This is a genomic window from Acinetobacter higginsii, assembly GCF_000369525.1.
In the GTDB taxonomy this organism is placed as follows: Bacteria; Pseudomonadota; Gammaproteobacteria; order Pseudomonadales; family Moraxellaceae; genus Acinetobacter; species Acinetobacter higginsii.
On record NZ_KB850072.1, the window covers coordinates 121,107 to 144,278 of the forward strand.

Genomic DNA, 23,172 nt, shown 5'->3' on the forward strand with positions numbered 1-23,172 from the left:
CAGATCCCCTTAATTAGATTGTGCGTTGTGGTATGCAGTACGTTGGTTGGCGCTATAACGTGAAACTTGGCTGTTAAGTGCTTTGCGTTCTATTGCACGTTGCTTATTTACAGCCTTTTTAAACTCACGCTTAAACCACGTCTTAGATAAATCATCGGTAGTGATCGGGCGTAATTCTCCATCTTGAGAATCACGAACACGGATTGAGTACCAATCGAACTTTTGGTCCTGGGCACCGCCAAAGAACTCTTTGTCGAAGTCAGGCGTATAGTTCAATGAAAGCTTGGCCAAGTAGATTTTTGGACCAAGGCGAACGTTGTAAAAACCATCTTCATCTTTGCAAAGGTACTGGCTAAAAGGGGTGGTGAATTTACTAATCATGATCACCCCCGTACCATTTTATTTTTTTCGATGTGGGCGGTGATGATCGAAATCATGTTTCTAATATCATCAGCATTTGTGAAGTCGCCGTAATTACCATCATTTGGTGTGAATATCTGGTCAACAGCCAAGTTGGTGATATGGATTGTTGGTTGTTCTCCGCCAATTGCACCGTTCCATTCTTCAACCAGTTCAAAGTCAAAGCTTGTGTAGACACGGAATCCATCAAGGTTTACTACTGCTTGGCCTGTGGTTGCTGATGTGATTTGGACTGCTAAAACGCCGTATGTAGATTGCGTATTTGCATAATTGTATGAAGGGGCGATTTCTACTGGCTTGGTAACGAGTGCATACGCACCAGTTAAAACACCTACGCCAAAAGTAGCTGCTGCGCATTTTTTTAACAGACTCTTGCGAATTGCAAAGCTGCGATTGTGATTTAAAACATTTTGTTCCATAATCTACCTCATGTGAGTAAGAGGCCCTGTTCGGTGTGAGAGTTGATCAGGGCTTTTTGCTATCTATGGAATAAAGCATACTTAACAATATTAATCTTGTAAAGTAGGATTAACAAAATAAATGTTAACTGTAATTAATATTGTGTTTTAATAGACAAAAGAAAACCCACCGTTGGGGTGGGTTGATAGGAGTTTATTAACATGATTGGTATAACCATAGATGGTCAGAAAATAACTTTAAATAAGCATACACCAGTTACTGGTAAAAGATTTGCTGCGATAATTTTGGAGCAAGATGAGACTAAAGTTTTGTCCACACATCTAAGCCATCTTGTGAAAGATCACCAAATTGATTTTCTAAAAGATCATCAAGTTCTCCAAGACGTTTCACATAAATTTCTACATGATCATCGGTCGAATAAACGACAGTCAAAACTTCAAAAATGTAAGCATCATCTTCAAGAAGTACTTCAATCCATTCGCCTTTGCGTGGAAGCTTTGAGAAATTAAATTCACCTAAAAGAGGCTTATCTTTTCGACTTAAATCAATTAAACCAATTTGCATATTTCTCTCCACCCGATCATTCTAAGGACTGTGTCGGGTTCACAGATTTATTACTCATCACGCCAAAATTGATGGTCTGTTTATACCTTTGAATATTTTTCTAAAAATTCATCAATCCAGCCCTGTGCCTGCTCCAGATTACTTATATCCGCCAGCTTTAGATTGGTACCTTCAGCTTCATTAAATCCCTCAATTATGGCCTCAAAAATATTTGCTTCGTTAATAACTTCGCGTGCCATTTCCGCAGCATCATAGCTTTGCTTGGCTTTTTTAAGTGAGGCTATTTGTTTGTCAATACCATCACCAATTTTGGACAAGGCTGCCTTAAATTCCTGCTTGTTAATAGATAGGGTGGTTTTGGATTTATTTAGTGTTGCGATCATTATATTTCCTCAAATCTCGCCATCATAACTATGAGATACGTATTTCCCAATGATGCTTATATGCTCAAGTTGGTCCACTTCAACTATTTCACGATCATAATCAGGGTTGTCACTATCAATAATTAAGGCTCCATCAAATCTTTTTGATAAGCGCTTGATTTTTAGCTCATTACCATATCGAATCGCGTAAACTTTCCCACTTTGTACTTGATCTAGAGTATTAATTGATTTGTCTAATGTAACAACACTCCCATTTGGAATCTTGGGTTCCATGCTGTCACCATCAATATCAACGGTAATTAAATTTTTTGGAGAAATACGTTTTTTCTGTACCCATTCCCATAATTGAGCTGTTCCATAGCCTTTAGTTGTTGGTTCAAGCTCAACAACACGGCCATCACCTGCAGAAAACTTTACATCCACATGTGGGATGATTACGTAGGTGTTTGGGTCTAAATCCTCAGGGGCTTCCCATACCATTACTGGCATATATTGGCTAGGCTTATCTGGAACAGTGCTATCGACATCATCCAGCATCGATGAGCCAAGCCCATTTAACCACCTATGATTAACACCTAAAAATCTTGCTGCTTTTTCAGCATTGTTTTGTTCAAGTGTTTGAATGTTCTCCTCAATCCATCCAGAAACAGCCGGTCTACTCACCCCACAAAATTCGGCCAGATGAGCCTTAACGAATCGTTTATTAGTTGTTGCCTCATAGTGCTTTATAGCTAAAGCAAATCGTTCTTGAAGAGTACTCATAGTGTGCCAACCTTACAAAGTAAAGTCAGCTTAACAATTTGAAAGTTAAGTGAGCTTGATATTAAAAATAAAGTATGGTTAACTGTGGTTAACATTTTCTTATTTTGAGTCTTGGTATGGAAGTTCTCATTAAAACTTCGGATGCAATCACTGCTTTTACTGATGCAGCAAATCTCGCTAGAAACCTTGGTGTGTCGAGGGCGGCTGTCAGTCAGTGGGGTGAGTATATTCCAGAAATTTCGGCTAGAGGGCTTTTGATTCTCAATCCAAGTATCCCACATGTAATCAAAAAGCCATCTACCCCATAAATATCTATATTTGATTTTGGATAAGCATATGCAAAACGTAAATGCACAAATTAAGCCAGGTGAAAAACTACTTGAACCGATGACCACACGGGTACCAGTTGAAGTTAAACAGCTTGTAGATGATTTGGCGGAAGGTAATCGAGCGAAATGGTTGAGAGAGGCCATAGATTTAAAACTACAAATTGATTTAGGCCAATCATCAGTTGAAATGTTCAAAAAGGCAAAGAATACAACGTATTCAAATGAATACATGAATGTATTCAAAACAATTATTTCTGTATTCCAGATAAGCAAAAAGCCCGAAGTTGCAATTCGAGCTTTGAGCAGTGTTCACTAACCGATGAGTTCAAGAACATGACCAATATATCAAACAGTAGCATTTCAAACAAGCAACAGATGGCGCAACTAAAACATGCCCAAACAATCCAATCCTGGCATGAGCCAGCAATGGAAACTTTAAACAGTTATCTGAATGTAAGAAGGGCCAATTTACGCAAAATCAATCGTGATGAAGCTAATGCTGCAGTAACGCGAGATGAGCTTATGGAGGCATTACATCAGCATCACCGTATGAGCTATGGCGATGCCAGTTTGGTTATCACCAGTCTGCATCGTGCTGACAAAATCCTTATGTTCGGTCGATTCATTCAATTGAAAGACCAGGGCGGTGAATCATGATCCATGAATCAGCACTATATGAAATACAGCAAGGTGCATTATTTGTTATTAATCATTCTGGTGGCAAGGATAGTCAGGCAATGATGATTAAATTATTAGAAATTGTTCCAAAGGAGCAAATTCTAGTAGTTCACGCATCATTAGGCGAAATGGAATGGCATGGTGCACTTGAACATGCAAAAAAACAGGCTGATGAGGCTGGTGTCCCTTTTATTGTAGCTTGTGCAATCAAATCATTTCTTGAAATGGTTCTGCATAAATTTACTACACGAGTGTATGTACCATCTTGGCCTTCTTCTGCAAACCGTCAATGTACCAGTGATTTAAAACGCGGACCAATTACACGAGAAGTGCGCCGTTATGCTAAAGCAAATGGATTTACCAGAATTGTTAATTGTATGGGGATGCGTGCGCAAGAATCATTAAAGCGTGCAAAGAAAGCAGTTTGGGAAATCAATAAGAGTGAACATGGTCGAGCAGGTCGTTCCTGGAATAACTGGTTGCCGATCCATTCATTAAATACCAATGACGTTTTTGAAACGATTGCACAAGCAGGACAGCAAACACACTGGGCATATACCAAAAATGATCGTTTGAGTTGTGTTTTTTGCATCTTTTCCAGTGAAGGTGATTTGATTCATGGTGCAACCAGTAGACCAGAACTATACGCCTTGTATTGCAAGATAGAGGAAATAACTGGTTATACCATGCACATGAGCATGGAATCATTGCCGAAAATCACAGGTATACAACCAGATTATTCATTGCTAGGAAAGCATGCAGAGCTTTTAGCTCGATTTCTTTATGTCGCTAAAAAACGTAAATATATCCCAGTGCTGGAGGTCGCAGCATGAGTAAATACACCCCGAATTCATTTCAAGTAACAAATGCGTTTGTTGATGAGGCAATGAACAAGATCTCAGATCCTGCGGTTAAGATTTATCTAATCATTAACCGAAAAACGCGCGGTTGGAATAAGGAGGTAGATGAGCTATCTATTTCGCAATTGGAGAAACTCTCAGGCAAAAGTCACCCAACTGTAGTGAAGTGTACAAAGGAACTGATTAAAGTTGGATTAGTGAAGTTACATAAGAAATCAGTTTATGGAAATGCCTACTCATTAACCGATAATTATAACGTTGGGACCTTAATTAATTTCCCTGGTAAAAGTGGCTTATTGGTTCAGGCATTCAGCTTATTTAATGGCCAGCTAGTTAAAACGTTTAACTACCAGAGGCTTGTTCCAAAAAAATCAAACCGAGGAAGAAAAAGCAAAAAACCACGCTTAAATTTTCCGCATAAATCTAACTTGCTAGTAAAAGCGTTTAACTACCTAGATAACCCTTGCCAGTTAAACCGTTTAACCCTTGCTAGTAAAAGCGTTTTACCTTTACTAGTTAAAGCGTTTAACACACAAAACACACTATCAAAACACACTAATCAAAATAAAAAAGATACGTGGTTTGTTTTGGAAACTTTGAAGTTTGAAATTGTTTCTATCGACAGCTCATTCGATACCAACGAGATTTTTAATGCATCTTGGTTTGAGCGTGAGCTAAATGCGTTTAATGGATTCAATCAGGATAGAAATCATTCTGATGACATGATGGCAAAATTCTTTGCTGAGTGGATGCTTAAAGCGCGTGTTAAATACGCGAAGATGAAAACACCGGTACAACGTTTTTCAAACAATCAAAATTCTGTTGGTCAACAGTCTCAATCTGAAAACACCATCCCGGACGTGATTACCTTTGCATCAGACAAGCAGTTGTACACATTCGCAAGACAATTGGTTTTTCATCCCGAGTTCAAAGATTCATTTTGTGGCCGTGGTGAGGACTGGCAGGGCGCAGCTAAACGCATGGCCAAGCTGTTATCAGATCCAATCAAACAAAAACCATATATCCCGTTTCTATTCGAGTTGGGCTTTAAACCAACCAAAGGAGCTGCAGCATGAACGCGAAAGAATTTATGAAAAAACTGATCGATAGCTTTGGTGATGAAAAAGCAATTGAAAAAGCGAACTTTATTATCGGTGGTGCCAAAGAGGATCTGATCTATTACGGAAATAATAATTGGTCAAATTACTTGAGGACAGACACCGAGGTATGTATTCCTGAACTGGAAAAACTCATTAAATTAAAATAGCAGGTGGACTATGTTGGGTTATATCGTTGAGCGTTATGAGGTTTTTCATTCGTTGTTTTTATGGGGTTGGGTGTTTTATGTAGTGGGTACTTGTATAGGGGTTGGTGTACTTATCACATTAGATAGAGACGATCCACACAAAGGGCAAAAGCAGTATTACGGAATCTTGTTAATTGCGGCTTTATTCATCATTGGGCTAATTGGAACAATCTTTTTGCCGTCACCCGAATTGGTGAAAGGTTGGCTCCAATGAAGTTCTATTTAATCTGGTGCACCTATGTTTGCTTTGTGCTTTCACTCAGTGTAATTCGCTTTCAAGCAAAAGAGTTCAAAGCCAAACACGGTATTGAGGGATGGCTTTCATATTATTTCGCATGTCTTTCAGGCTCGCTTGAACATCAAATGGCGGGGTAATACATGAACTCAATGAGCCTTGATCAATATCGCTGTGAGATCCTCAAAAAACCTAAGGCTAAAAAAGTAAATCGAAACAAATTCAATGCCCAAAAAGTTGAACTGGATGGAATGACTTTCGACAGCAAGAAAGAACATAAGCGATACATCGAGCTCAAAGCGTTACAGCAAAAAGGGGAGATATTCGGGTTAGAACATCACACAAAATTTGAACTTGCACCAAAGACCAAAATTGAAGGGGAAAAGAGAGCAAAGCCAGCATTACGTTATTTCGCTGATTTCACTTACTACATCATCACAGGCGAACGCATTGTCGAGGATGTTAAGTCTGCAGCAACTCGAAAGTTAGCGAGCTATCGCACCAAAAAACATCTCATGAATACGGTTCATGGGATAAGCATCACAGAAATATAGGTAGACAGAAATGTTAATTGAAAAATTTGATTTTTTAGAATTATTACGGCTTGCGATCGCTCAATCTAACGGTAAGGGAAAAATAACTAAGGATGTGGTTTTAGGTGAAATAGCATTAATGCCAGCTCAGGCAAAGAAATGGGCAGAGCTGCTTATTGAGCGAGTTGATTTTGAGCGTATTGCCCTAGTGACTGAAACCAAGAAAATTTATGAGACAAATATCATTAACGGCAAAGAAGTAAAAAAACGTATTGATGAAATACCTGGCAAGGTTGAGTTTAAGAAAGGGGAAATTAACTCGGCAGATTTTTTCCGTGTTCGAAATGTTCTGGCAGCTAAGATCCATAAAGAAATGATCAAGAAGAATTTTAAGCCTAACAATTGTCAGGGCGATTTAACCAATGTGGCCAAAGGTGTAGCTGAGGTTGTTTTGCGTGGCCGTTTATTCACAAAGGCAATGTGTGGCCATTGTCAGGGGTTGGGAAAGCTTGAACTATTCAATGAGAAAGGCTTTCCTGATGGATCTAAGTTTTGTGATAAGTGTGAAGGCACTGGTAAGCGCCCATACACGCTGCATGAGAAAATAACGATCGCAAAGTTAAAGGTTTCTAAATCAGGCTATTCTGAGCGATATGCGCCGTATGAGCTGATTGCAGAGGCATGTATTGAAAATTGGGAAAATTGCATTAGAAACAGTCTTGCAAGATCGTTTCATTTTGAACCAGAAGAAATTTCCTTTGCTTGACATAAACAGAACGGTTCAGTATAAGTATTTCTAAAATGGGCGTTTTATGAATTGGTCGCCCTGAAAGATTTCCAAGGCTCATCGAAAGGTGGGCTTTTTTTATTTCTGACCCTCACTCGCATTGGCGCAATGCGAGTCAACTAGCCGAACGGATTACGGCACATGAAGCCCCGCTGACATACATGTTACTGGCGGGGCTTTTCTTTTCTTGTTTGGAGAAACCATGAGCCAAAATATTGATAAAGAAATTCGGGAAACCGAGCAAGAATTAAAGCATGTAGGTAGTTGTACAACCAAGGGGCTAACAGCCGATCAAATCGCTCAATTAGATGAGCGATTTTTTTTGGCCGTTGAAAAGTTATCCTGGCTTAAAGGTCGCTGTGATGTAAAGGTGAAAGAATGGAAATCGACAAGTATTTTAAACTCACCAGAAAACGTGAACCGAAAACCAAGCCTAAAAGCAGACCGCTGCCGAAAGCCAAAGACAAATACTTGGATGCGTTCGATGAATTGGAGCGAGCCTTAAACATTCTGGATATAAAATTCGAAAAGCTTTTCCAATTCAAATCAACAAAACACTGGCGTTATGACTTTCACCTAATTGAGGACAGGATCTTAATTGAGATTTCTGGCGGTCCTTGGTCTGGTGGGCGTAAAGGTAAATTGGCAAATAAAGCCTGGAGCTTGGATAAATATGATCAGGCCTGGGAAAAGGGTTATACGGTTGTAAGGATTGAATCATCCAGCCGATACAAGATTGATGAATCTGGTCCAACACAAATTGAAGCAAGCTACGCTGACCAGTGGCTTAAAAGTATAAAAAGGCAGAGATTTAATGAGCCAGATTCGACCATTTCCACCAACGGAATTGATGGATAAAGCAGACGAGGAAGAAGCAATACGTCTTGCACCGGCACCAGATCTTATGGATTGGGTGGTTAAAAACTTTTTAACTATTGGTGGACCATTACACAATCCTGATCATGACCATATCGCTGAGCTCATTCATGATTGTGAGGACTTTATAGCATTTGCATGGGCATCATCAGCATGTACTGCAAAAAAGCGCATGGTCCTTGGCCAGTGCGAAAAAGTGATGTTTAACCAGGGCGGATGGCGCAAGGCTCGACAAGAGCAACAGATGCGCGACTGGTTTGGTTATGTGCCTATATATCTCATCACCATTGATGCCAGTTTTTGCGAGCAAGCTACAGACCGAGATTTTTGTGCACTGATTGAACATGAGCTATATCACATAGGTGTGGAGCGTGATGAAAATGATGAACCACTTTATAGTGATATGACCGGTCTGCCGAAACATTATTTGACTGGCCATGATGTTGAGGAGTTCGTGGGTGTCGTTAAACGATGGGGAGCGAGCGAGAATGTGAAGCGACTTGTAGAAGTGGCGAAGCAAGCGCCGTTTGTATCTGATGTAAATATTTCCAAGTGCTGTGGAACCTGCCTTGTAAGTTGAGCCGTATGGCTCTTTTTTTTGGCCTGTTTCCTTGATGGGCCTTGATGGATTTTGAATTATGGCAAAGCTAAAAAAAGCCGAGCAACTCTATATAGTTCGGTCACTTGCGCAATTCATGACACCCACGGAAGTTGTTAAGGACATCAAGGAAAAATTCAACATCGATGTGTCACCGCAGCAAGTAGAAGCCTATGACCCCACTAAGGTTGCAGGCAGAGATCTACGGCAGGAATACAAGGACGTATTTGAAACAACACGGGATGAATATCTTAAGCAACCAATCCACAACATTAGTGGGGCAAACGATATTGTTCAGCTCAAAATTTTAAGCGATCTGCTTTGGTCTAAAAAAAATAACGTGACGATGACAATTAAAATCGTGGACCAAATGCAAAAGATCATGAAAGGTTTTTATGAGAAGCGTGTCGAAATTACTGGCGCAGGTGGCGGGGCGATTAAAACTGAAAATACTCAAATCCCGCCACCGCCAATTCTTACACCGGAAGAACTTGCAGCGATGTCGCCGTTAGAACTTTCTCGTTTAGTCCTGACAGGTAAGAAATGACTTATGCACTTGATGAGATTGCACCATTAATCAAAGAATGGACTGTAAATACTCGTTTGCCTGACGTTGTGGTCGAAATGTCACGGCGTTACTACTATAAAGCTGTAGCTGAGCAGAACGAACTAAGCATACAGGCCGAGCTATATAAATGCCGTACAGATCCAGTTCACTGGTTCAATCATTGGATATGGACATACGATCCGCGCGGTATGTCATTTGGCCTGCCTGCCAATATTCCTTTTGTATTACGGCCTAAGCAAGTTGAATTGGTCGAATGGCTGTTAGAGCGTGAGAACACTCAGACGCATGGCTTGATTGAAAAATCCCGTGATGAAGGGATGAGCTACGTTGTACTGGGATATTTCCTGCATCGTTGGTTATTCATTGATGGCTTTGCTGGTGGTGTAGGTAGCCGTAAAGAGGAACTGGTCGATAAAAAGGGCGATCCTAAAACGCTCTTCCATAAATTCCGGGATATGTTCAGCAAAATGCCTGACTGGATGAAGCCTAAAGGCTTTGTCGAGAAAGTGCATGATAACTACATGCGGATTATTAACCCCGACAACGGCGCAACCATTACTGGAGAGGCAGGCGACAATATTGGCCGTGGTGGACGTACCACAATGTACTTTCTTGATGAGTGGGCATTCGTGGAGCGACAAGAGGCAGTTGATGCCGCTATATCGCAAAACACGAACGTTCATATCAAAGGATCTACCCCTAACGGTATTGGCGACAGATTCCATCAAGATCGATTCAGCGGCCGTTACGCCGTTTTTTCTATGCCATGGCGAGCCAATCCTGATAAGAATTGGACCGTTGAATATAACGGAAAGCAGATCCACCCGTGGTATGAAAAGCAACTGGCCACACTGGATGATGTGGTCCTTGCTCAGGAAGTCGATATCAACTATGCCGCATCTGTTGAAGGTGTCTTAATCCCATCCACATGGGTGCAGCTTGCATTAGATGCACATGTGAAGCTTGGAATTGAGCCTACAGGTGATCGTATCAGTGGTTTGGACGTTGCGGACGAGGGTAAGGATAAGAACTCTTATGCAGCCCGTCACGGTGTTGTTATGACGTATCTCGATACATGGTCGGGCAAAGGCGATGACATTTTCGGTACCACACAGAAAGCTATGGACTTATGTGTTGATCAATCAATAGACACGTTGTTCTATGATGCCGATGGTCTGGGCGCTGGATGCCGTGGTGATGCACGAGTGATCAATGAGCTACGGAGAGAGCAAGGATTGTCTGAGGTTGATGTTCAGTCATTCCGAGGATCTGGTGGCGTACATGAACCTGATGAGCAAATGGTTGATGGTCGCTTTAACAAAGACTATTTCGCAAATCTCAAAGCACAGTCATGGTGGTCATTGCGTTTGCGCTTCCAGGAAACATTTAGAGCACTGGAAGGGCGTGAATATGATCCCGACATGATCATTTCATTATCTAGTGAGCATATCGACCCTAAGGAGCTGGCATTGCTCACTACCGAGTTATCACAGCCTACATATACAAAGAACGGTGTGGGTAAGATCTTAGTCAACAAGCAACCAGACGGTACGGCATCACCGAACCGAGCTGATAGCGTCATGATTTGTTTTAACCCGCAGATTGCAGCCTTAAGTGTTTGGGGCAAGCTTTAATACGAGAAAATTATGGGAATCTTAAAATTTACGGCGGACAGTTTCCAAAACTTCGCCGCTCGCGTTGGCTTGGGTTCAGGAAACCAACATGACCAGTCCGGTTATGGGTTCAATTACTTAAGCCGCAACCGATTAAAACTCGAAGCAATGTATCGCACCTCTTGGGTTGTTGGCCAAGTCGTTGATGTTGTCGCTGATGATATGACGCGCAAAGGCTGCAACATTAAAGGATTTAGTTCACCCAAAGATGGGGAGATGATTGACCAGGAGATGGACCGCCTACAAGTTTGGGATCGACTTAATAAGACAATTAAGTGGTCCCGTCTCTATGGTGGAACCATTGCTGTAATGCTGATCGATGGCCAGAACGTTTCTACGCCGTTAAATACTAACACCGTTGGTAAAGGTCAATTCAAAGGGCTATTAGTTTTAGACCGTTGGATGGTTCAGCCAACTATGCAAGATCTCGTCACTGAATATGGTCCACATTATGGGATGCCTAAGTATTACGATGTGATCCATGATTCAGTTGGTTTGTGCAATCAGAAGATCCACTATTCCCGTGTAATCCGCATGGATGGCGTTGAGCTGCCTTATAACCAATCAATTACAGAAAACCTTTGGGGCCAATCAGTCATTGAGCGTTTATTGGATCGTTTAACGATTTTTGATAGTGCTACCTTAGGTGCTGGCCAGTTGGTCTATAAGGCTCATTTACGCACCTATAAGGTCAAAGGGTTACGAACAATCATTGCAAAGGGCGGTCAGTTTTTTGATGCATTAGTAAAGCAGATAGAGCAAATCAGACTTTGGCAATCCAACGAGGGTATGACCTTGATGGATTCCGAGGATGAATTTGAGACTCACCAATACAGCTTTACGGGATTGGATAATTTACTACTGCAGTTTGGGCAACAGATCTCTGGTGCAACTGGTATCCCTTTAGTGCGCTTATTCGGGCAGTCACCTGCAGGGCTAAATGCTACTGGTGAATCTGATTTGGCAAACTATTACGACAATATCAATCAACAGCAAGAGGGGCGATTGCGTACGCCGTTGCAGATCCTTTACGCCGTTTTATCTATGTCTGTAGTTGGTAAGCCTTTGCCTGATTCATTCGATTTTCAATTCGCCTCATTGTGGCAACTTGGGGACGATAAAAAAGCTGAGGTGGCCAAGAATGTGGTCGATGCTGTATCTGCAGCCGAGGATTCTGGATTGATCAAACGGTCTACCGCCCTTAAAGAGTTACGCCAATCAAGCGAAGTCACTGGCATTTTCTCTCATATCACTGATGAGGAAATTAAAGATGCTGATGATGAAGATCCACCACCGCCAGGGGAACGTTTAGACGATGAAGAATCAAATCAATCGGATATCGCCGAACCGGGCAAGAAAGATGGAGATCCGGTACAGTCAGCAGCTTAGAAAGATTGCCCATTATGTCGACACCATTGTTAAGGGTTTCGATGTTCATGATCCAAGTAAGTACCCCATCATTGTGAATGCATTAAGCCAATATGCAGATACATTGAATTTTTGGGCACAGAACACAGCGGGGAGAATCCTCACAGATGTTGCTTTACGTGATGAGAAAACTTGGCTCATTTATGCACAAGATCTATCCCGTGGTGTGCGTGAACAGATCCGCGACACTGATACAGGTGCGGTCTATCAAGAGTTGCTAAATGAGCAAGTTCGCTTGATTAGATCGCTACCACTGGAAGCAGCTCAGCGTGTTCAGGATCTATCTACCAGATCCTTGATTGATGGAAGCCGCGCCAGTGAGGTGGCTGGTCTGATTATGGCCACTGGTCAAGTGACAAGATCTAGAGCAAACACAATTGCCCGCACTGAGGTCAGCCGAGCATCATGTCTATTTACGCAGGCCAGAGCCGAGAATCTTGGATCTGAGGGGTATATATGGCGCACCAGTGAGGATGGAGATGTTAGGCCATCCCATAAGGAAATGAATGGGAAATTCGTATTGTGGAGTAGCCCACCTGTCTTAGATCGATTGCGTGGACATGCAGGATGTTTACCTAATTGCAGGTGTTATGCCGAGCCAGTCATACCAGAGATTTAATTTGTGCATAGAGGTAGCTATGGTTAGTGCAACTATATTGGTAAATGCGCCCATAGGGGCAACGCATTACAGGATAAATAAGGCAGGAAACTTTAGATATTATCGTAAAGACTGTAGCGATAATTGGATTGTTTGGGTTGATTGGAGATATCCAATGCGATGGGAAAGAACATTTTTAATAGACAACATAAAGCCACTCATTTGAGTGGTTTTTTTATGCCCGCTCAATGGTGAACTATGTTTAAACCTAAAAAGACCAAAGACCAAAAAACGGTTGATCGATCAGAGATCTATACGACTGGCCAGTTGGGACGCACACGGGAAATTACCCCCGAGGGTTATCTACTTTGCCGTGATGTTCCGATCGCACGTATTGGGACCTTGATGTATGCAGACGGCGAGGTCCCAGTCACTGCAGACAATACCGGCTTGATCATTATCTACCGTGGTGAAGATGTCCTATTCGATCCCATCACCATTGCGAGTGCTGAAAGCAAGCCCATTACAGATGACCATCCTGACGATTGGGTAACACCAGATAATTGGAAAGAATTATCTAAGGGTGTGGGTAAAGATGTCCGCCGAGGTGATGGTGTCGATTCTGATTATCTCATGGCTGATCTGTTGGTCATGGACAAAGAGACCATCCAAAAGGTTCTCGATGGAAAAGTAGAAATTTCCCTGGGCTACGATGCTGACTATACAGAGACCAGCAAGGGCAAAGGGTTACAGAGCAATATTCGGGTGAACCATATTGCATTAGTTGAAAAAGGGCGATGCGGTTCTCGCTGCTCAATTGGAGATAGTTTTATGTCTAAAAAGACGACTAAAAATAAAGCGCCTTGGTATCAAAGTTTGATGGGGCTTAAACGTACCGTCGATCAGGCTGTTGAGGAGGCAGAAAAAACGTCTGATTCTGAGGAAGAAGAAACCAAAGATGATGACGAACCTGAGGAGGGAAAAACCAAAACAGGTGATTCGGCGTTTCAAGCTGAAATGCGTAAATTCATGAAAACCATGGATAAGCGCATGTCAGCCATTGAAAAGAAAAAAACCAAGGATTCTGAAAAAGAAGAAACCGAGGACGATGACGAGCCTGAGGAAGAAACAAAGGACGGCGGTGATCTAACTGAGGCCGAGAAAGCCGAAAAGCTTTCTGATGAAGGTGTCCAGAGTTACACGGGTGATTCGTTAAAAGAAGTCATTTCCCGTGCGGAGATCCTCTCGCCAGGTTATCGCATGCCAACATTAGACAGCGCCAAAAATGGTAAAGCTGTGCTGAATGTTAAACGTCAAGTGCTTAAAGCCTCATACGCAACTCAGGATGGGCAAAAGGCAATCGCGCCGTTTGTTGGGGGAGATCCTGATTTTGACAAGTTACCAACTTATACGATTGATGCTGCTTTCGCAGGGGCATCGGAATTGATCAAGCAGCAGAACAATGCCCGTGGTGTTCGTTCTGGAATTAGAACCAGTGATTTCGGTCGATCTGCACCAACGCCTGCCGAAATTAATGCAAAAAACCGTGAATTTTGGAATAAATAAGGATAGGAAATATGTCTAACGCATTTTTATATCGCATGCCAAGCGGCATCCCTGGTGATGTCTCTCGTAAAAGCCAATCAACAATTGAATCGCATCCTGTAGGTGCGCAGTTCGCTGCATTTGGTCTATTCGGTAAGATCGATGGTACGACAGGTAAATTTGTACCACTGGCTGCAGCTGATACGGCGGCAGTGATTTACGGTTTATTCGTTCGTGCTTACCCAACACAATCAGCTCAAAATGAATTAGGTAAAGCGGTACCGCAACCGAACGGCATTCAAGACGTTTTACGCCGTGGTTATATGACGGTGAAATGTAATGCCGGTAATGCCAAAAAAGCAGGAACTGTTTATGTGCGTGTCACTGCAGGTACAGAAGCCAAGCCAGTTGGTGGAATCGAAGCCGCAGCAGATGGTGCAAACAGTATTGCATTGCCGAATGCCTTTTTCATGCATGATGCGGATGCAAAGGGCAACGTAGAAATCTCATTCAACATCTAAAACAATATTGATTCGCACGGCCACCAATGAGGTGGTTTTTTTGTGCCTGGAGAAAACACAATATGAGTAAGTTATTAATTGCAACTACTCTTGCCCAAGCTGTGGCCATGGGTACTGCAACCCCTGTACGTGCGCGTACACGTGACCACATGATGACCTTTGATGCTCAAACTGTGGATAGCACGGGTGCGTTTCTGGTTGGTGAATTAGAACGCCTAGATCAAACCATGCATGAACCTTTGGCTGATGTTACTTGGTCCCGTGACATCGATCTACGCTCAGACGTATCCATTGCCGATGAAATTTCGAGTTTCTCAAATGCCACATTTGCTGCAGCTGGTGGTGCATCTCCTCAGGGTAAATCTTGGGTAGGCAAGAACGCTGATGCAATCCAGGGGATTGCGTTGGATATCGGTAAAACAGCTCAACCATTGACCTTGTGGGCTAATCAGATTGGCTGGACACTTCCAGAGCTAGAATCAGCTCGCCAAGTTGGTCGCCCTGTGGATGCCCTTAAACATAGCGGCTTAATCCTTAAGCACAACATGGACACTGATGAGCAGATTTATATCGGTGACGACATCGTGGGTGTTAAGGGTTTGCTTAACTCGGATAAGGTTGGGGCGACCAACGTTAACAAGGAATGGTCAGTTGCAACTGCAGACGAAATTCTCGCTGACGTAAACATGATTCTGTATAACGCTTGGGTTGCATCAGCTTTCGCCGTTTGTCCTTCTAAATTGTTATTACCGCCTGAGCAGTTCGGTTTGATCGTTACCCGTAAAGTTTCAGAAGCGGGCAACATCTCAATTCTGGAATATATCAAAATCAACTGTATCTCTATGGCTAAGAATGGTAAGCCGTTAGATATCCAGCCATCTAAATGGTTAGTTGGTCGTGGTACTGGAGGCACTGACCGCATGATGTGTTATGAGCAAAATGAAAACCGTGTTCGCTTCCCGATGGTGCCGTTACAACGTACACCAGTGGAATACCGCGATTTACGCCAATTAACCACTTACTACGGTCGTTTGGGTGCGGTGGAATGGGTTTACCCTGAAACAGCATTTTATGCCGATGGTCTGTAAGGAGAGCAACATGACGAAGCAAGTACAAATCCTTCTTACACGCCCATTAACGGTAAACCTTGGTACCAATGAACATGGCCAAGCAATTACAGTAAAACTTAATCCTGGCCTGCAATTAGTAGACCAAGAGGTTGCAGATAACTGGTTCGTAAAAGCCCATTGCCAAGAGCTCACCCAAGAAGATGTTGAAAATGGTGAACTACAAAAGCAGGTTGAACAATTGCAAGGTGATCTACAGGCATTGCAAGAACAATCGGACGAGGCCACTGTAACGATTGGAAAGCTGAAAGGTGATGTCCAGGATAAAGATCAAGAGATCAGTGATCTTAAAATCCAATTGGTTAAAGCGCAGCAAGAACAATCACTGAAAGATGCTGAAACGATTCAGAATCTTACTAATGAGATTGGTTTGCGTGACACTGAAATCAATGGTCTTAAAACCAAATTGGCCAAAGCAGAAAAAACTATTGCTGATGCAAAGGCTAAGGACAAAGAGCAACCAAAGGAAGCTTAACCCATGATCAGTGAATCCTCCTTTCGTGAACAAATGCCATTCTTTGCAGATGCTGCACAATATCCATCATTCCAGTTTAATTTTTACTTAAACCTTGGGAAAAAATTACTGAATGAGGATCGATGGGAGGATCTGCTCGATTATGGTTTGACACTCTTTATCGCTCACTATCTCACGCTGTATAAGCGTGGGATGGATGCGGCCAGTGTTGGTGGTGATGCAGGCAAGATTGTAGGCAATGAGACCTCTAAGGCCGTGGACAGTGTTTCTAAGTCCATGGATGTATCTGGGGTAATCATTACGGATGCTGGCCATTGGAACCAAACAACATGGGGCGTTCAGTTTTATCAACTGTTAATGATGGCAGGTGCGGGAGGTATTCAGTTATGAGTAGCAATGTCCAAGCAACTGGTAATGGTCTGTTAGATATTTTACAAGCCGTTGCTGAATTATCGAAGGTTGACGTGCTTGTGGGTATTCCACACGGAGAGGCCAGAACTGATGGTGATGGCCTCACCAATGCCCAGATTGGCTATCTGCAGGAAAATGGCTCACCTGCGATGAACATTCCCGAACGTGCTTTTCTTGTGCCAGGTGTTGAGGAAGTTCAAGACGAGGTCGGTGATACGCTGGTCAAGGCTGTTGATGCGGCATTTTCTGGCAACCATAAGCGCATGATGATGTTGCTTGAATCCGCAGGGATGAAGGCAATGAACTCTGTTCGGGCCTATTTCGTTAATGGTGAATTTGCGCCGTTGTCTTTGGCCACTATCCGGGCACGTGCACGGCGTGGGCGTAAAGGTGCCAAAAAGTATCTTAAGCAGCTTGAATCAGGACCAGCGGAAACAGGTCTAGTTCGGCCGTTGATCGATACCGGTGAGCTGCGCAAGTCCGTTACTTACATCATTATGAAAAAGGATAAGGAGGTAAAACGTGGCTCGTCTTGATGTCTCAGATGTACTTCTAGATCCTGATTTTATGGATTCAGGGATTGTCTGTAATCGTACTGCAGTAGTCGTGGGTGATAACGGTCGATCACAAGAAACTAAAACATCAACCACATTTGCTGGTGTGGTCACCACCAATAACGGCCTAAACATGGACCGCCGTCCAGATGGTACCTTAATTAAAGGTGCAATCAATATTCATACCAAATTTGCTTTGATACAGGGTGATGCCAATAACAAAGCAGATGAGATCGTATGGCGGGGTAAAACCTACATCGTGTCTCAGGTACTGGACAATTTGCATTATGGCCAAGGTTTCGTAAAAGCAATTTGTGAGCTTAAGCCACTGGGTTAAATCATGGGTGATTCTGCAACAGGGGGATATATTACCCCCAGTGGCGGATCTGCTTATGACCAGGAACTTGAGGACTTTTTCCAAGCTTTCATTGTTGGGATTACATCTTTACCAGGTGCAATGGTTCGGCCACGATTCCAGAGAGATCCACCGCCATTCCCTGCCATTGGTGAGGATTGGTGCGCCTTCGCTGTAAAGTCAATAATTCCTGACGATGGGCCATACTTCGACCAGAAAGACGAAACAATGGATTCAATTCGACATGAAGAATTGACGCTGTTTTTATCGTTTTATGGTGATCATGGCCAATCGATCTCAAACGTCCTTAAGGATGGTCTAGCAATTCCGCAAAATATCGCGCAGCTCAATGCGCAGAAAATCAAATTTATCAGTACCGGTGAGATCATCACCGCGCCTGACTTTCTCAATAATCAGTATGTACGCCGATATGACCTAACCGCTGTCTTTAAGCGGAAAACGTCACGCACGTATGCAGTTAAGTCGTTCGTAGATGCTGGAAAAATAAAATTAAATCAGGAGTAATCCATGACATTGCCCGTTTCTAATGTCGTAAATGTCAGCATTAGCCTTGCTGCATTGGCGGCAGGACCGCGCTCGTTTGGCTCTTTGTTAATTCTCGGTACCACCAGCGGTGTGATCGATACCATTGAGCGTATGCGCCAGTATTCAAATATCACCGAAGTTGGTGAGGACTACGGCGTTGACGATCCAGAATATAAAGCTGCCCTAGCATATTTTAGTCAGTCGCCTAAGCCACGTATTCTGTATATCGGCTACTGGCACAAAGAAGGTACTGATGCTGAGACAGCGCAGCAAGTGGTTCAAGCCTGCTTAAAATCACTTAAATGGTATGGTTTATTGATTGCCGCCGATTTGACTGAGCAACAGGCTTTGGATGTAGCAGCTTTGATTGAAGCTGCAGATCCTTCGCGTTTATTCGGCTATACATCTCAGGATGAAAATTGCTTAAGTACTACTGATGTCACAAGCATCCCATACAAGCTTAAGCAAAAAAAATATCGCCGTACCTTCTCAATCTTTTCCAGTGATAACCCTTATGCGGCTGCGTCTATGTTCGGACGTGCATTCACTGTGAATTTCATGGGTACGAATACCACAATCACATTGAAGTTTAAGCAACTTCCAGGTATTTCCGCAGAGGATCTGGATACAGATGAGGCCAAAGCATTGGTGGCGAAAAACTGCAATGTTTTTGCTGGATATAACAATGACACAGCGATCTTGCAAGAAGGTGTCATGACAGACGGTACCTTCTTTGACGAGATCCACGGCCTAGACTGGTTCCAAAACCATCTTGAGACATCTTTGTGGAATCTCTACTACACCAATACAACCAAGATCCCGCAGACAGGCGCAGGGGTGAATCGCCAGTGTGGTGTACTTGAAGCTGCTTGTGAACAGGGTGTGACCAATGGCTTGCTTGGCCCTGGGCGATGGAACGGCGACAGCTTTGGTGTGCTTGAAACAGGCGACTACCTACCCAAAGCTTACTATGTGTTTGCCAATAGTCTTGATGATCAACCTCAGGCTGAACGAGAAGCACGTAAAGCGCCAGTATTTCAAATCGCGGCCAAGTTAGCAGGTGCAACACACTTTGCTGATGTTCTTGTCGCCGTAAACCGCTAAGGAGTAATTCGTGAGTACATATTCTTTTATGGATACCCATTGCACTTTAACTAGTGCAGACGCGGTGATTGATCTAGGTTATGGCGCTGCTATTTCGGATGAGGGTATTACCTTTGCCATGGCAGGTGATAAAAACACCATGACCATTGGGGCAGATGGTGAGGGGATGCATTCATTGCATGCCGACAATTCAGGTCAGATCACAATTCGCTTTCTTAAAACTTCACCGACTAATGCCAAGTTAATGAATCTTTATAACTTGCAGAAAAACAGTTCTGTGAAATGGGGCAAAAACACGATCACGCTGAATCATGAAGGTTCAGGGGACAACCACACAGCCACCAAATGTGCATTTAAGAAAGTCCCAGACTATGTGAATGCAAAAGACGGCGGCATCGTGGAATGGGTATTCGACTCAATCAAAGTCGATATGAAATTAGGCACATACGAGTAAGGTTTTAGGTTATGGAAATTAATGGAATTGAATACACGATCGGCCGCTTAAATGCGGTCGATCAGTTTCATGTATCCCGAAAAATTGCACCGATTGTGCCTAAGCTTATGCCAATCATTGCGGAAGTGGCCAAAGGCGATTTAGCAAAAGCAATTGATTCAATTGACCAGGGCGAAAGCGGTGATCTTAGCGATCTGCAGCCATTGGCCGATGCATTATCGCCGTTGATGGATGCTATTGCTCAGATGCCTGAGGATGATGTGAATTACATCATTTTTAAATGCCTTGGCGTTGCCAAACGTGGTGGTGCGGTGGTCTGTCGTAATAACTCGATCATGTTTGATGACATCGATATGACGCAGGTATTACCGCTGGTGATTGCCACAATCCGGATCAACTTGGGAAATTTTATTCAAGGGTTGCTTATGAAGGCATCGAGCATGAAGCAACCATAAGCTTTAGATCTATGCCGGATGAGTCGGATTGGCTCATGCGGCCAGTGATTAAAGGCATGTGTAAATTCGAATCCTTAAAAAATGGTGTGCTGGATCTAGCAGATATAGCAGACATGAATGATGCGCTCGATGTCGTAGCAGATAATGAATATTTGCTAAATGAAGAGCACAAAAGAAAAAATAAATAGGTGGTTCCCATGGCAGATGGTGTAATTCGTGATTTCTTGGTTTCGCTTGGATTTGATACAGACAATTCAGGCTTAGCCAATATGAAAAGTGCCATGGATGGCATTGAATGGAAAGCTAAGGCACTTAACGGCGCTTTATTGGCTTTGGCCACTGGTGCAGTACTTGCAGTAAAACAAACGGCTAGTGAGTTGGATAAGTTGTATTTCTCATCTCAGCGTATTGGTGCCAGTGTTACAAACATTAATGCCTATGGGAATGCTATTGCTCAGTTGGGTGGTAGTGCTGAGGGTGCAGTCGGCACCTTGGAGGCTTTGGCTGAAAAGATTCGTAATTCACCAGGATATGAAGGGCAGATTAAAAGTCTTGGTGTAAATACCAGAGACGCAAACGGCGCAATGCGTGACCGCGTGGAGGTGATGAAGGATCTGAGCGGTGTTTTAGCCAAGATGCCATCGTATCAAGCAAATGCTTATGCCAATTCCCTTGGTATTGATCAAAATACATTGATGGCCATGCGTGACGGTAAATTCATGGCCAACATGGATAAATACCAGAAGATCCAGAAAGAACTCGGCATGAATAATGACTTGGCCAAGTCTGGCAATGAGTTCATGACCGAATACCGTGATTTGACCATGATGACCAAAACAGGGTTTCAGGTCATCGTCATGCAAGCGGGTAAAGCTTTAATTCCTATTTTGAGAATGTTGAATCAGTTGATTCAGGCAGGTATTCATGCCTTTTCACAATTGAATCCACAAATCAAAGAAGGGCTCGCCGTTGGCCTGCGCTTTGCTATGTTGGCTCTGATGTTTGGTGCATTGGCCAAGTCACTTGGATTACTGCTTAAGTTCATACCGGCGTTTAAAACCTTTATCGGATTGCTAAAGTTATTCCGACTCGCATTCCTTGCATCACCGATCGGGATTATCCTGGCATTGGGTGCAGCATTGGCCTTGCTTTATGACGATTACAAAACGTGGAAGGAAGGTGGTAAGTCATTGTTTGACTGGTCTAAGTGGACCAATGGTATTGATACCATTATCAATAAGATCAAAGATTTTTTAGATATTCTCGACAAGATCAAAGACAAGACAATCGAGTTTATTCAGAAAATTATTAAAGATCCTGCAGGTGCATTAAAAGAGGTAGCGACCGAGGTTCAAGAAGGTGTAGCCAAGACTGCAGAGAAAGTAAATGATGCAGTTAATAAGTACATTAATCCAACAGATCCAAAAAAAGTGACACCGACTCAAGATAAAGTGGCCAGTATTACAGATTTTGCATTCTCCATGGTTGATAAGGGCCTGGCGATGTTTGGTAATGCTGATGCTCAAACTCGTGTAGAACAACGTGAGCGTGGTGAAATTGGATATCAGTCCGTTGCAACTGGTGCAGCAATTGCTGCAGTAAGTGCAGTTAAAAATGCTGTGACAGCATCGCCTACTTATCCGAAAGGATTTAACCCAATGTCAGAGTTTAAAGGGGGGAATATACCAGGGTTCAGTGCAGATGAAACTTTAGCTTTTGCTAATCGTGTTATGTCCAGAGAAAATAGATCAGGAAAACTTGATACTGTGAATTGGGCAGGATATACAGGTAAATATCAATTTGGGGCAGAGGCTTTAGCGGAAACAGGGTTTATTGATAGATCTAAACTCCCTAAAGATAGATTTATTAATAAATGGGATTTCAAACGTAAGCGTAATGTTTTTAATCCTGCAGCACATAGAGCTTTTTTGGCAGATGATAGAAATTGGATTAAAGGCAATTGGAATGATTATAAATCTAATGCCTCAATGCAGGATGAATCCTTCCGAAAACTTACGGAGTTGAATATTGGTTATGGAAAAAATGTCCATAATGGTGACAGAGCTAAAATGCTCGGATTTGCAATGGCTGCACATTTAAAGGGTGCAGGAAATGCCAGAAAGTGGTATTCAAAAGGACAGGATAGTAAAGATGGGAATGGAACAAGAACATCTGATTATGCTAAGTATGGAGAAGGGACATTAGACTTTGCTAAAGCTAATCCGGTTGTAAATGTACTTTCTTTTGCCCCGCCGTACGGTAATCCACATAAGTCTCAGGTCAATAGTTCTAATGATTTTTCGGCTAGCAACATCACGATTAACCAGACTTATCAAACTGATATGACGATTAATGGTGCTGCTAACCCAATGGATTCGGCTAATGCCGTGAAGCGTCAACAAGAGAATGGTTTAGTATTTATGGCAAGGAGTGCTAAGGGAATTTTAGCTTAGCTTTTTTTGTAAGGTTGATAAACTTTTGGGTTATTGATCCAAGCCCCTGATTCAATACTTTTGATGCAGAGGTTTGGATTCTCCCAGTTTCCATCAGGTTTTTCTTTGCATATATCCTTAACAACCTTCATACATCCATACATCGTTATGTAAT

The 23,172-nt window shown here is 42.7% G+C and carries 35 protein-coding genes; 30 read left to right on the top strand and 5 right to left on the bottom strand.

Features of this window, described 5'->3' with window-relative positions; all coding sequences use genetic code 11:
* Positions 1-9: 9 nt before the first annotated feature.
* The 5 genes from F902_RS06575 to F902_RS06595 all read right to left on the bottom strand — a co-directional run bounded on the left by F902_RS06575 (position 10) and on the right by F902_RS06595 (position 2,549).
* A complete protein-coding gene (locus F902_RS06575) occupies positions 10-381 on the bottom strand; it encodes a hypothetical protein (protein ID WP_005202124.1) in 372 nt (123 codons plus the stop codon).
* A gap of 2 nt (positions 382-383) precedes the next feature.
* Entirely contained in the window at positions 384-839 is a 456-nt protein-coding gene (locus tag F902_RS06580) for a hypothetical protein (protein WP_005202125.1), read from the bottom strand.
* A 301-nt stretch (positions 840-1,140) separates the two neighbouring features.
* Complete coding sequence (locus tag F902_RS06585; protein WP_005202126.1) at positions 1,141-1,404, bottom strand: hypothetical protein; 264 nt, start codon at positions 1,402-1,404, stop codon at positions 1,141-1,143.
* An 80-nt stretch (positions 1,405-1,484) separates the two neighbouring features.
* A complete protein-coding gene (locus F902_RS06590; RefSeq protein ID WP_005202127.1) occupies positions 1,485-1,787 on the bottom strand; it encodes a hypothetical protein in 303 nt (100 codons plus the stop codon).
* A gap of 9 nt (positions 1,788-1,796) precedes the next feature.
* The gene (locus tag F902_RS06595) at positions 1,797-2,549 is read right to left on the bottom strand and encodes a S24 family peptidase (RefSeq protein ID WP_005202128.1); all 753 of its coding nucleotides are present in this window, start codon (positions 2,547-2,549) and stop codon (positions 1,797-1,799) included.
* Positions 2,550-2,665: 116 nt separating this feature from the next.
* On the opposite strand from F902_RS06595, the gene F902_RS06600 reads away from it, so the two are divergent.
* The 30 genes from F902_RS06600 (at position 2,666) to F902_RS06735 (ending at position 23,018) form a co-directional block, all read left to right on the top strand.
* Positions 2,666-2,857: a Cro/CI family transcriptional regulator gene (locus F902_RS06600; RefSeq protein ID WP_005202129.1), complete on the top strand. Its 192-nt coding sequence runs from the start codon at positions 2,666-2,668 to the stop codon at positions 2,855-2,857.
* 28 nt (positions 2,858-2,885) lie between these two features.
* Positions 2,886-3,194, top strand: coding sequence for a hypothetical protein (locus F902_RS06605; RefSeq protein WP_005202130.1), 309 nt, complete (start codon positions 2,886-2,888; stop codon positions 3,192-3,194).
* Between the two features lie 17 nt (positions 3,195-3,211).
* The gene (locus F902_RS06610) at positions 3,212-3,535 is read left to right on the top strand and encodes a hypothetical protein (RefSeq protein WP_005202131.1); all 324 of its coding nucleotides are present in this window, start codon (positions 3,212-3,214) and stop codon (positions 3,533-3,535) included.
* Entirely contained in the window at positions 3,532-4,389 is an 858-nt protein-coding gene (locus F902_RS06615; protein WP_005202132.1) for a phosphoadenosine phosphosulfate reductase domain-containing protein, read from the top strand. The genes F902_RS06610 and F902_RS06615 overlap by 4 nt, the downstream gene beginning before the upstream one ends.
* Positions 4,386-5,492, top strand: a complete 1,107-nt coding sequence (locus F902_RS06620; protein WP_005202134.1) for a replication protein — start codon at positions 4,386-4,388, stop codon at positions 5,490-5,492. The genes F902_RS06615 and F902_RS06620 overlap by 4 nt, the downstream gene beginning before the upstream one ends.
* On the top strand, positions 5,489-5,683 hold the full coding sequence (locus F902_RS06625) for a hypothetical protein (RefSeq protein WP_005202144.1): 195 nt from the start codon (positions 5,489-5,491) through the stop codon (positions 5,681-5,683). The genes F902_RS06620 and F902_RS06625 overlap by 4 nt, the downstream gene beginning before the upstream one ends.
* Positions 5,684-5,693: 10 nt before the next feature.
* The gene (locus F902_RS06630; protein WP_005202145.1) at positions 5,694-5,936 is read left to right on the top strand and encodes a hypothetical protein; all 243 of its coding nucleotides are present in this window, start codon (positions 5,694-5,696) and stop codon (positions 5,934-5,936) included.
* Complete coding sequence (locus tag F902_RS22440) at positions 5,933-6,097, top strand: hypothetical protein (RefSeq protein WP_005202146.1); 165 nt, start codon at positions 5,933-5,935, stop codon at positions 6,095-6,097. Before F902_RS06630 ends, F902_RS22440 begins: the two co-directional genes overlap by 4 nt.
* A 3-nt stretch (positions 6,098-6,100) precedes the next feature.
* Positions 6,101-6,511 (top strand): DUF1064 domain-containing protein, encoded by a 411-nt coding sequence (locus tag F902_RS06635; protein WP_005202147.1) that lies wholly within the window; start codon positions 6,101-6,103, stop codon positions 6,509-6,511.
* A gap of 10 nt (positions 6,512-6,521) precedes the next feature.
* Positions 6,522-7,256 (top strand): hypothetical protein, encoded by a 735-nt coding sequence (locus F902_RS06640; protein WP_005202148.1) that lies wholly within the window; start codon positions 6,522-6,524, stop codon positions 7,254-7,256.
* 223 nt (positions 7,257-7,479) lie between these two features.
* Positions 7,480-7,782: a hypothetical protein gene (locus tag F902_RS22860; RefSeq protein WP_228129732.1), complete on the top strand. Its 303-nt coding sequence runs from the start codon at positions 7,480-7,482 to the stop codon at positions 7,780-7,782.
* Complete coding sequence (locus tag F902_RS06645; RefSeq protein ID WP_228129733.1) at positions 7,749-8,135, top strand: hypothetical protein; 387 nt, start codon at positions 7,749-7,751, stop codon at positions 8,133-8,135. The genes F902_RS22860 and F902_RS06645 overlap by 34 nt, the downstream gene beginning before the upstream one ends.
* Positions 8,092-8,733 (top strand): putative metallopeptidase, encoded by a 642-nt coding sequence (locus tag F902_RS06650; RefSeq protein WP_005202151.1) that lies wholly within the window; start codon positions 8,092-8,094, stop codon positions 8,731-8,733. Before F902_RS06645 ends, F902_RS06650 begins: the two co-directional genes overlap by 44 nt.
* Positions 8,734-8,791: 58 nt before the next feature.
* Positions 8,792-9,298 carry a DUF2280 domain-containing protein gene (locus F902_RS06655; protein ID WP_005202153.1) on the top strand — a complete coding sequence of 169 codons (507 nt, stop codon included), beginning with the start codon at positions 8,792-8,794 and terminating at the stop codon, positions 9,296-9,298.
* Positions 9,295-10,953 (top strand): terminase large subunit, encoded by a 1,659-nt coding sequence (locus F902_RS06660; RefSeq protein WP_005202158.1) that lies wholly within the window; start codon positions 9,295-9,297, stop codon positions 10,951-10,953. Before F902_RS06655 ends, F902_RS06660 begins: the two co-directional genes overlap by 4 nt.
* Before the next feature lie 12 nt (positions 10,954-10,965).
* A complete protein-coding gene (locus F902_RS06665) occupies positions 10,966-12,381 on the top strand; it encodes a DUF1073 domain-containing protein (RefSeq protein WP_005202160.1) in 1,416 nt (471 codons plus the stop codon).
* Positions 12,353-13,039, top strand: coding sequence for a phage head morphogenesis protein (locus tag F902_RS06670; protein WP_005202166.1), 687 nt, complete (start codon positions 12,353-12,355; stop codon positions 13,037-13,039). Before F902_RS06665 ends, F902_RS06670 begins: the two co-directional genes overlap by 29 nt.
* A gap of 237 nt (positions 13,040-13,276) precedes the next feature.
* A complete protein-coding gene (locus F902_RS06680) occupies positions 13,277-14,584 on the top strand; it encodes a DUF2213 domain-containing protein (RefSeq protein ID WP_005202168.1) in 1,308 nt (435 codons plus the stop codon).
* An 11-nt stretch (positions 14,585-14,595) separates the two neighbouring features.
* Positions 14,596-15,084 (top strand): structural cement protein Gp24, encoded by a 489-nt coding sequence (locus tag F902_RS06685; RefSeq protein ID WP_005202171.1) that lies wholly within the window; start codon positions 14,596-14,598, stop codon positions 15,082-15,084.
* A 62-nt stretch (positions 15,085-15,146) separates the two neighbouring features.
* The gene (locus F902_RS06690) at positions 15,147-16,172 is read left to right on the top strand and encodes a DUF2184 domain-containing protein (protein ID WP_005202173.1); all 1,026 of its coding nucleotides are present in this window, start codon (positions 15,147-15,149) and stop codon (positions 16,170-16,172) included.
* Between the two features lie 10 nt (positions 16,173-16,182).
* Positions 16,183-16,686 (top strand): STY1053 family phage-associated protein, encoded by a 504-nt coding sequence (locus F902_RS06695; RefSeq protein ID WP_005202174.1) that lies wholly within the window; start codon positions 16,183-16,185, stop codon positions 16,684-16,686.
* A gap of 3 nt (positions 16,687-16,689) precedes the next feature.
* Positions 16,690-17,076, top strand: coding sequence for a DUF4054 domain-containing protein (locus F902_RS06700; RefSeq protein WP_005202175.1), 387 nt, complete (start codon positions 16,690-16,692; stop codon positions 17,074-17,076).
* The gene (locus tag F902_RS06705) at positions 17,073-17,633 is read left to right on the top strand and encodes a hypothetical protein (protein WP_005202176.1); all 561 of its coding nucleotides are present in this window, start codon (positions 17,073-17,075) and stop codon (positions 17,631-17,633) included. Before F902_RS06700 ends, F902_RS06705 begins: the two co-directional genes overlap by 4 nt.
* On the top strand, positions 17,620-17,988 hold the full coding sequence (locus F902_RS06710; protein WP_005202178.1) for a hypothetical protein: 369 nt from the start codon (positions 17,620-17,622) through the stop codon (positions 17,986-17,988). The genes F902_RS06705 and F902_RS06710 overlap by 14 nt, the downstream gene beginning before the upstream one ends.
* Before the next feature lie 3 nt (positions 17,989-17,991).
* The gene (locus F902_RS06715) at positions 17,992-18,531 is read left to right on the top strand and encodes a phage neck terminator protein (RefSeq protein WP_005202180.1); all 540 of its coding nucleotides are present in this window, start codon (positions 17,992-17,994) and stop codon (positions 18,529-18,531) included.
* 3 nt (positions 18,532-18,534) lie between these two features.
* Positions 18,535-19,656 carry a DUF3383 family protein gene (locus F902_RS06720; protein ID WP_005202182.1) on the top strand — a complete coding sequence of 374 codons (1,122 nt, stop codon included), beginning with the start codon at positions 18,535-18,537 and terminating at the stop codon, positions 19,654-19,656.
* A 10-nt stretch (positions 19,657-19,666) separates the two neighbouring features.
* Positions 19,667-20,110 carry a phage structural protein gene (locus tag F902_RS06725; protein ID WP_005202184.1) on the top strand — a complete coding sequence of 148 codons (444 nt, stop codon included), beginning with the start codon at positions 19,667-19,669 and terminating at the stop codon, positions 20,108-20,110.
* 11 nt (positions 20,111-20,121) lie between these two features.
* The gene (locus tag F902_RS06730; RefSeq protein ID WP_005202185.1) at positions 20,122-20,565 is read left to right on the top strand and encodes a phage tail assembly chaperone; all 444 of its coding nucleotides are present in this window, start codon (positions 20,122-20,124) and stop codon (positions 20,563-20,565) included.
* Between the two features lie 35 nt (positions 20,566-20,600).
* Entirely contained in the window at positions 20,601-20,753 is a 153-nt protein-coding gene (locus F902_RS22445) for a DUF6889 family protein (protein ID WP_005090226.1), read from the top strand.
* Positions 20,754-20,762: 9 nt separating this feature from the next.
* Positions 20,763-23,018 (top strand): phage tail tape measure protein, encoded by a 2,256-nt coding sequence (locus tag F902_RS06735; protein ID WP_005202187.1) that lies wholly within the window; start codon positions 20,763-20,765, stop codon positions 23,016-23,018.
* The last annotated feature ends 154 nt before the right edge of the window (positions 23,019-23,172 follow it).

Coding starts and splice junctions, on each gene's coding strand:
- F902_RS06590 (WP_005202127.1), bottom strand. CDS start 1,787: ATGATCGCAACACTAAATAAATCCAAAACCACCCTATCTATTAACAAG.
- F902_RS22860 (WP_228129732.1), top strand. CDS start 7,480: ATGAGCCAAAATATTGATAAAGAAATTCGGGAAACCGAGCAAGAATTA.
- F902_RS06695 (WP_005202174.1), top strand. CDS start 16,183: ATGACGAAGCAAGTACAAATCCTTCTTACACGCCCATTAACGGTAAAC.
- F902_RS06715 (WP_005202180.1), top strand. CDS start 17,992: ATGGGTGATTCTGCAACAGGGGGATATATTACCCCCAGTGGCGGATCT.
- F902_RS06670 (WP_005202166.1), top strand. CDS start 12,353: ATGGAGATCCGGTACAGTCAGCAGCTTAGAAAGATTGCCCATTATGTC.
- F902_RS06685 (WP_005202171.1), top strand. CDS start 14,596: ATGTCTAACGCATTTTTATATCGCATGCCAAGCGGCATCCCTGGTGAT.
- F902_RS06620 (WP_005202134.1), top strand. CDS start 4,386: ATGAGTAAATACACCCCGAATTCATTTCAAGTAACAAATGCGTTTGTT.
- F902_RS06595 (WP_005202128.1), bottom strand. CDS start 2,549: ATGAGTACTCTTCAAGAACGATTTGCTTTAGCTATAAAGCACTATGAG.
- F902_RS06580 (WP_005202125.1), bottom strand. CDS start 839: ATGGAACAAAATGTTTTAAATCACAATCGCAGCTTTGCAATTCGCAAG.
- F902_RS06665 (WP_005202160.1), top strand. CDS start 10,966: ATGGGAATCTTAAAATTTACGGCGGACAGTTTCCAAAACTTCGCCGCT.
- F902_RS06650 (WP_005202151.1), top strand. CDS start 8,092: ATGAGCCAGATTCGACCATTTCCACCAACGGAATTGATGGATAAAGCA.
- F902_RS06605 (WP_005202130.1), top strand. CDS start 2,886: ATGCAAAACGTAAATGCACAAATTAAGCCAGGTGAAAAACTACTTGAA.
- F902_RS06610 (WP_005202131.1), top strand. CDS start 3,212: ATGACCAATATATCAAACAGTAGCATTTCAAACAAGCAACAGATGGCG.
- F902_RS06700 (WP_005202175.1), top strand. CDS start 16,690: ATGATCAGTGAATCCTCCTTTCGTGAACAAATGCCATTCTTTGCAGAT.
- F902_RS06705 (WP_005202176.1), top strand. CDS start 17,073: ATGAGTAGCAATGTCCAAGCAACTGGTAATGGTCTGTTAGATATTTTA.
- F902_RS22445 (WP_005090226.1), top strand. CDS start 20,601: ATGCGGCCAGTGATTAAAGGCATGTGTAAATTCGAATCCTTAAAAAAT.
- F902_RS06660 (WP_005202158.1), top strand. CDS start 9,295: ATGACTTATGCACTTGATGAGATTGCACCATTAATCAAAGAATGGACT.
- F902_RS06585 (WP_005202126.1), bottom strand. CDS start 1,404: ATGCAAATTGGTTTAATTGATTTAAGTCGAAAAGATAAGCCTCTTTTA.
- F902_RS06730 (WP_005202185.1), top strand. CDS start 20,122: ATGGAAATTAATGGAATTGAATACACGATCGGCCGCTTAAATGCGGTC.
- F902_RS06735 (WP_005202187.1), top strand. CDS start 20,763: ATGGCAGATGGTGTAATTCGTGATTTCTTGGTTTCGCTTGGATTTGAT.
- F902_RS06635 (WP_005202147.1), top strand. CDS start 6,101: ATGAACTCAATGAGCCTTGATCAATATCGCTGTGAGATCCTCAAAAAA.
- F902_RS06600 (WP_005202129.1), top strand. CDS start 2,666: ATGGAAGTTCTCATTAAAACTTCGGATGCAATCACTGCTTTTACTGAT.
- F902_RS06625 (WP_005202144.1), top strand. CDS start 5,489: ATGAACGCGAAAGAATTTATGAAAAAACTGATCGATAGCTTTGGTGAT.
- F902_RS06630 (WP_005202145.1), top strand. CDS start 5,694: ATGTTGGGTTATATCGTTGAGCGTTATGAGGTTTTTCATTCGTTGTTT.
- F902_RS06615 (WP_005202132.1), top strand. CDS start 3,532: ATGATCCATGAATCAGCACTATATGAAATACAGCAAGGTGCATTATTT.
- F902_RS06690 (WP_005202173.1), top strand. CDS start 15,147: ATGAGTAAGTTATTAATTGCAACTACTCTTGCCCAAGCTGTGGCCATG.
- F902_RS06680 (WP_005202168.1), top strand. CDS start 13,277: ATGTTTAAACCTAAAAAGACCAAAGACCAAAAAACGGTTGATCGATCA.
- F902_RS06720 (WP_005202182.1), top strand. CDS start 18,535: ATGACATTGCCCGTTTCTAATGTCGTAAATGTCAGCATTAGCCTTGCT.
- F902_RS06575 (WP_005202124.1), bottom strand. CDS start 381: ATGATTAGTAAATTCACCACCCCTTTTAGCCAGTACCTTTGCAAAGAT.
- F902_RS06640 (WP_005202148.1), top strand. CDS start 6,522: ATGTTAATTGAAAAATTTGATTTTTTAGAATTATTACGGCTTGCGATC.
- F902_RS06655 (WP_005202153.1), top strand. CDS start 8,792: ATGGCAAAGCTAAAAAAAGCCGAGCAACTCTATATAGTTCGGTCACTT.
- F902_RS22440 (WP_005202146.1), top strand. CDS start 5,933: ATGAAGTTCTATTTAATCTGGTGCACCTATGTTTGCTTTGTGCTTTCA.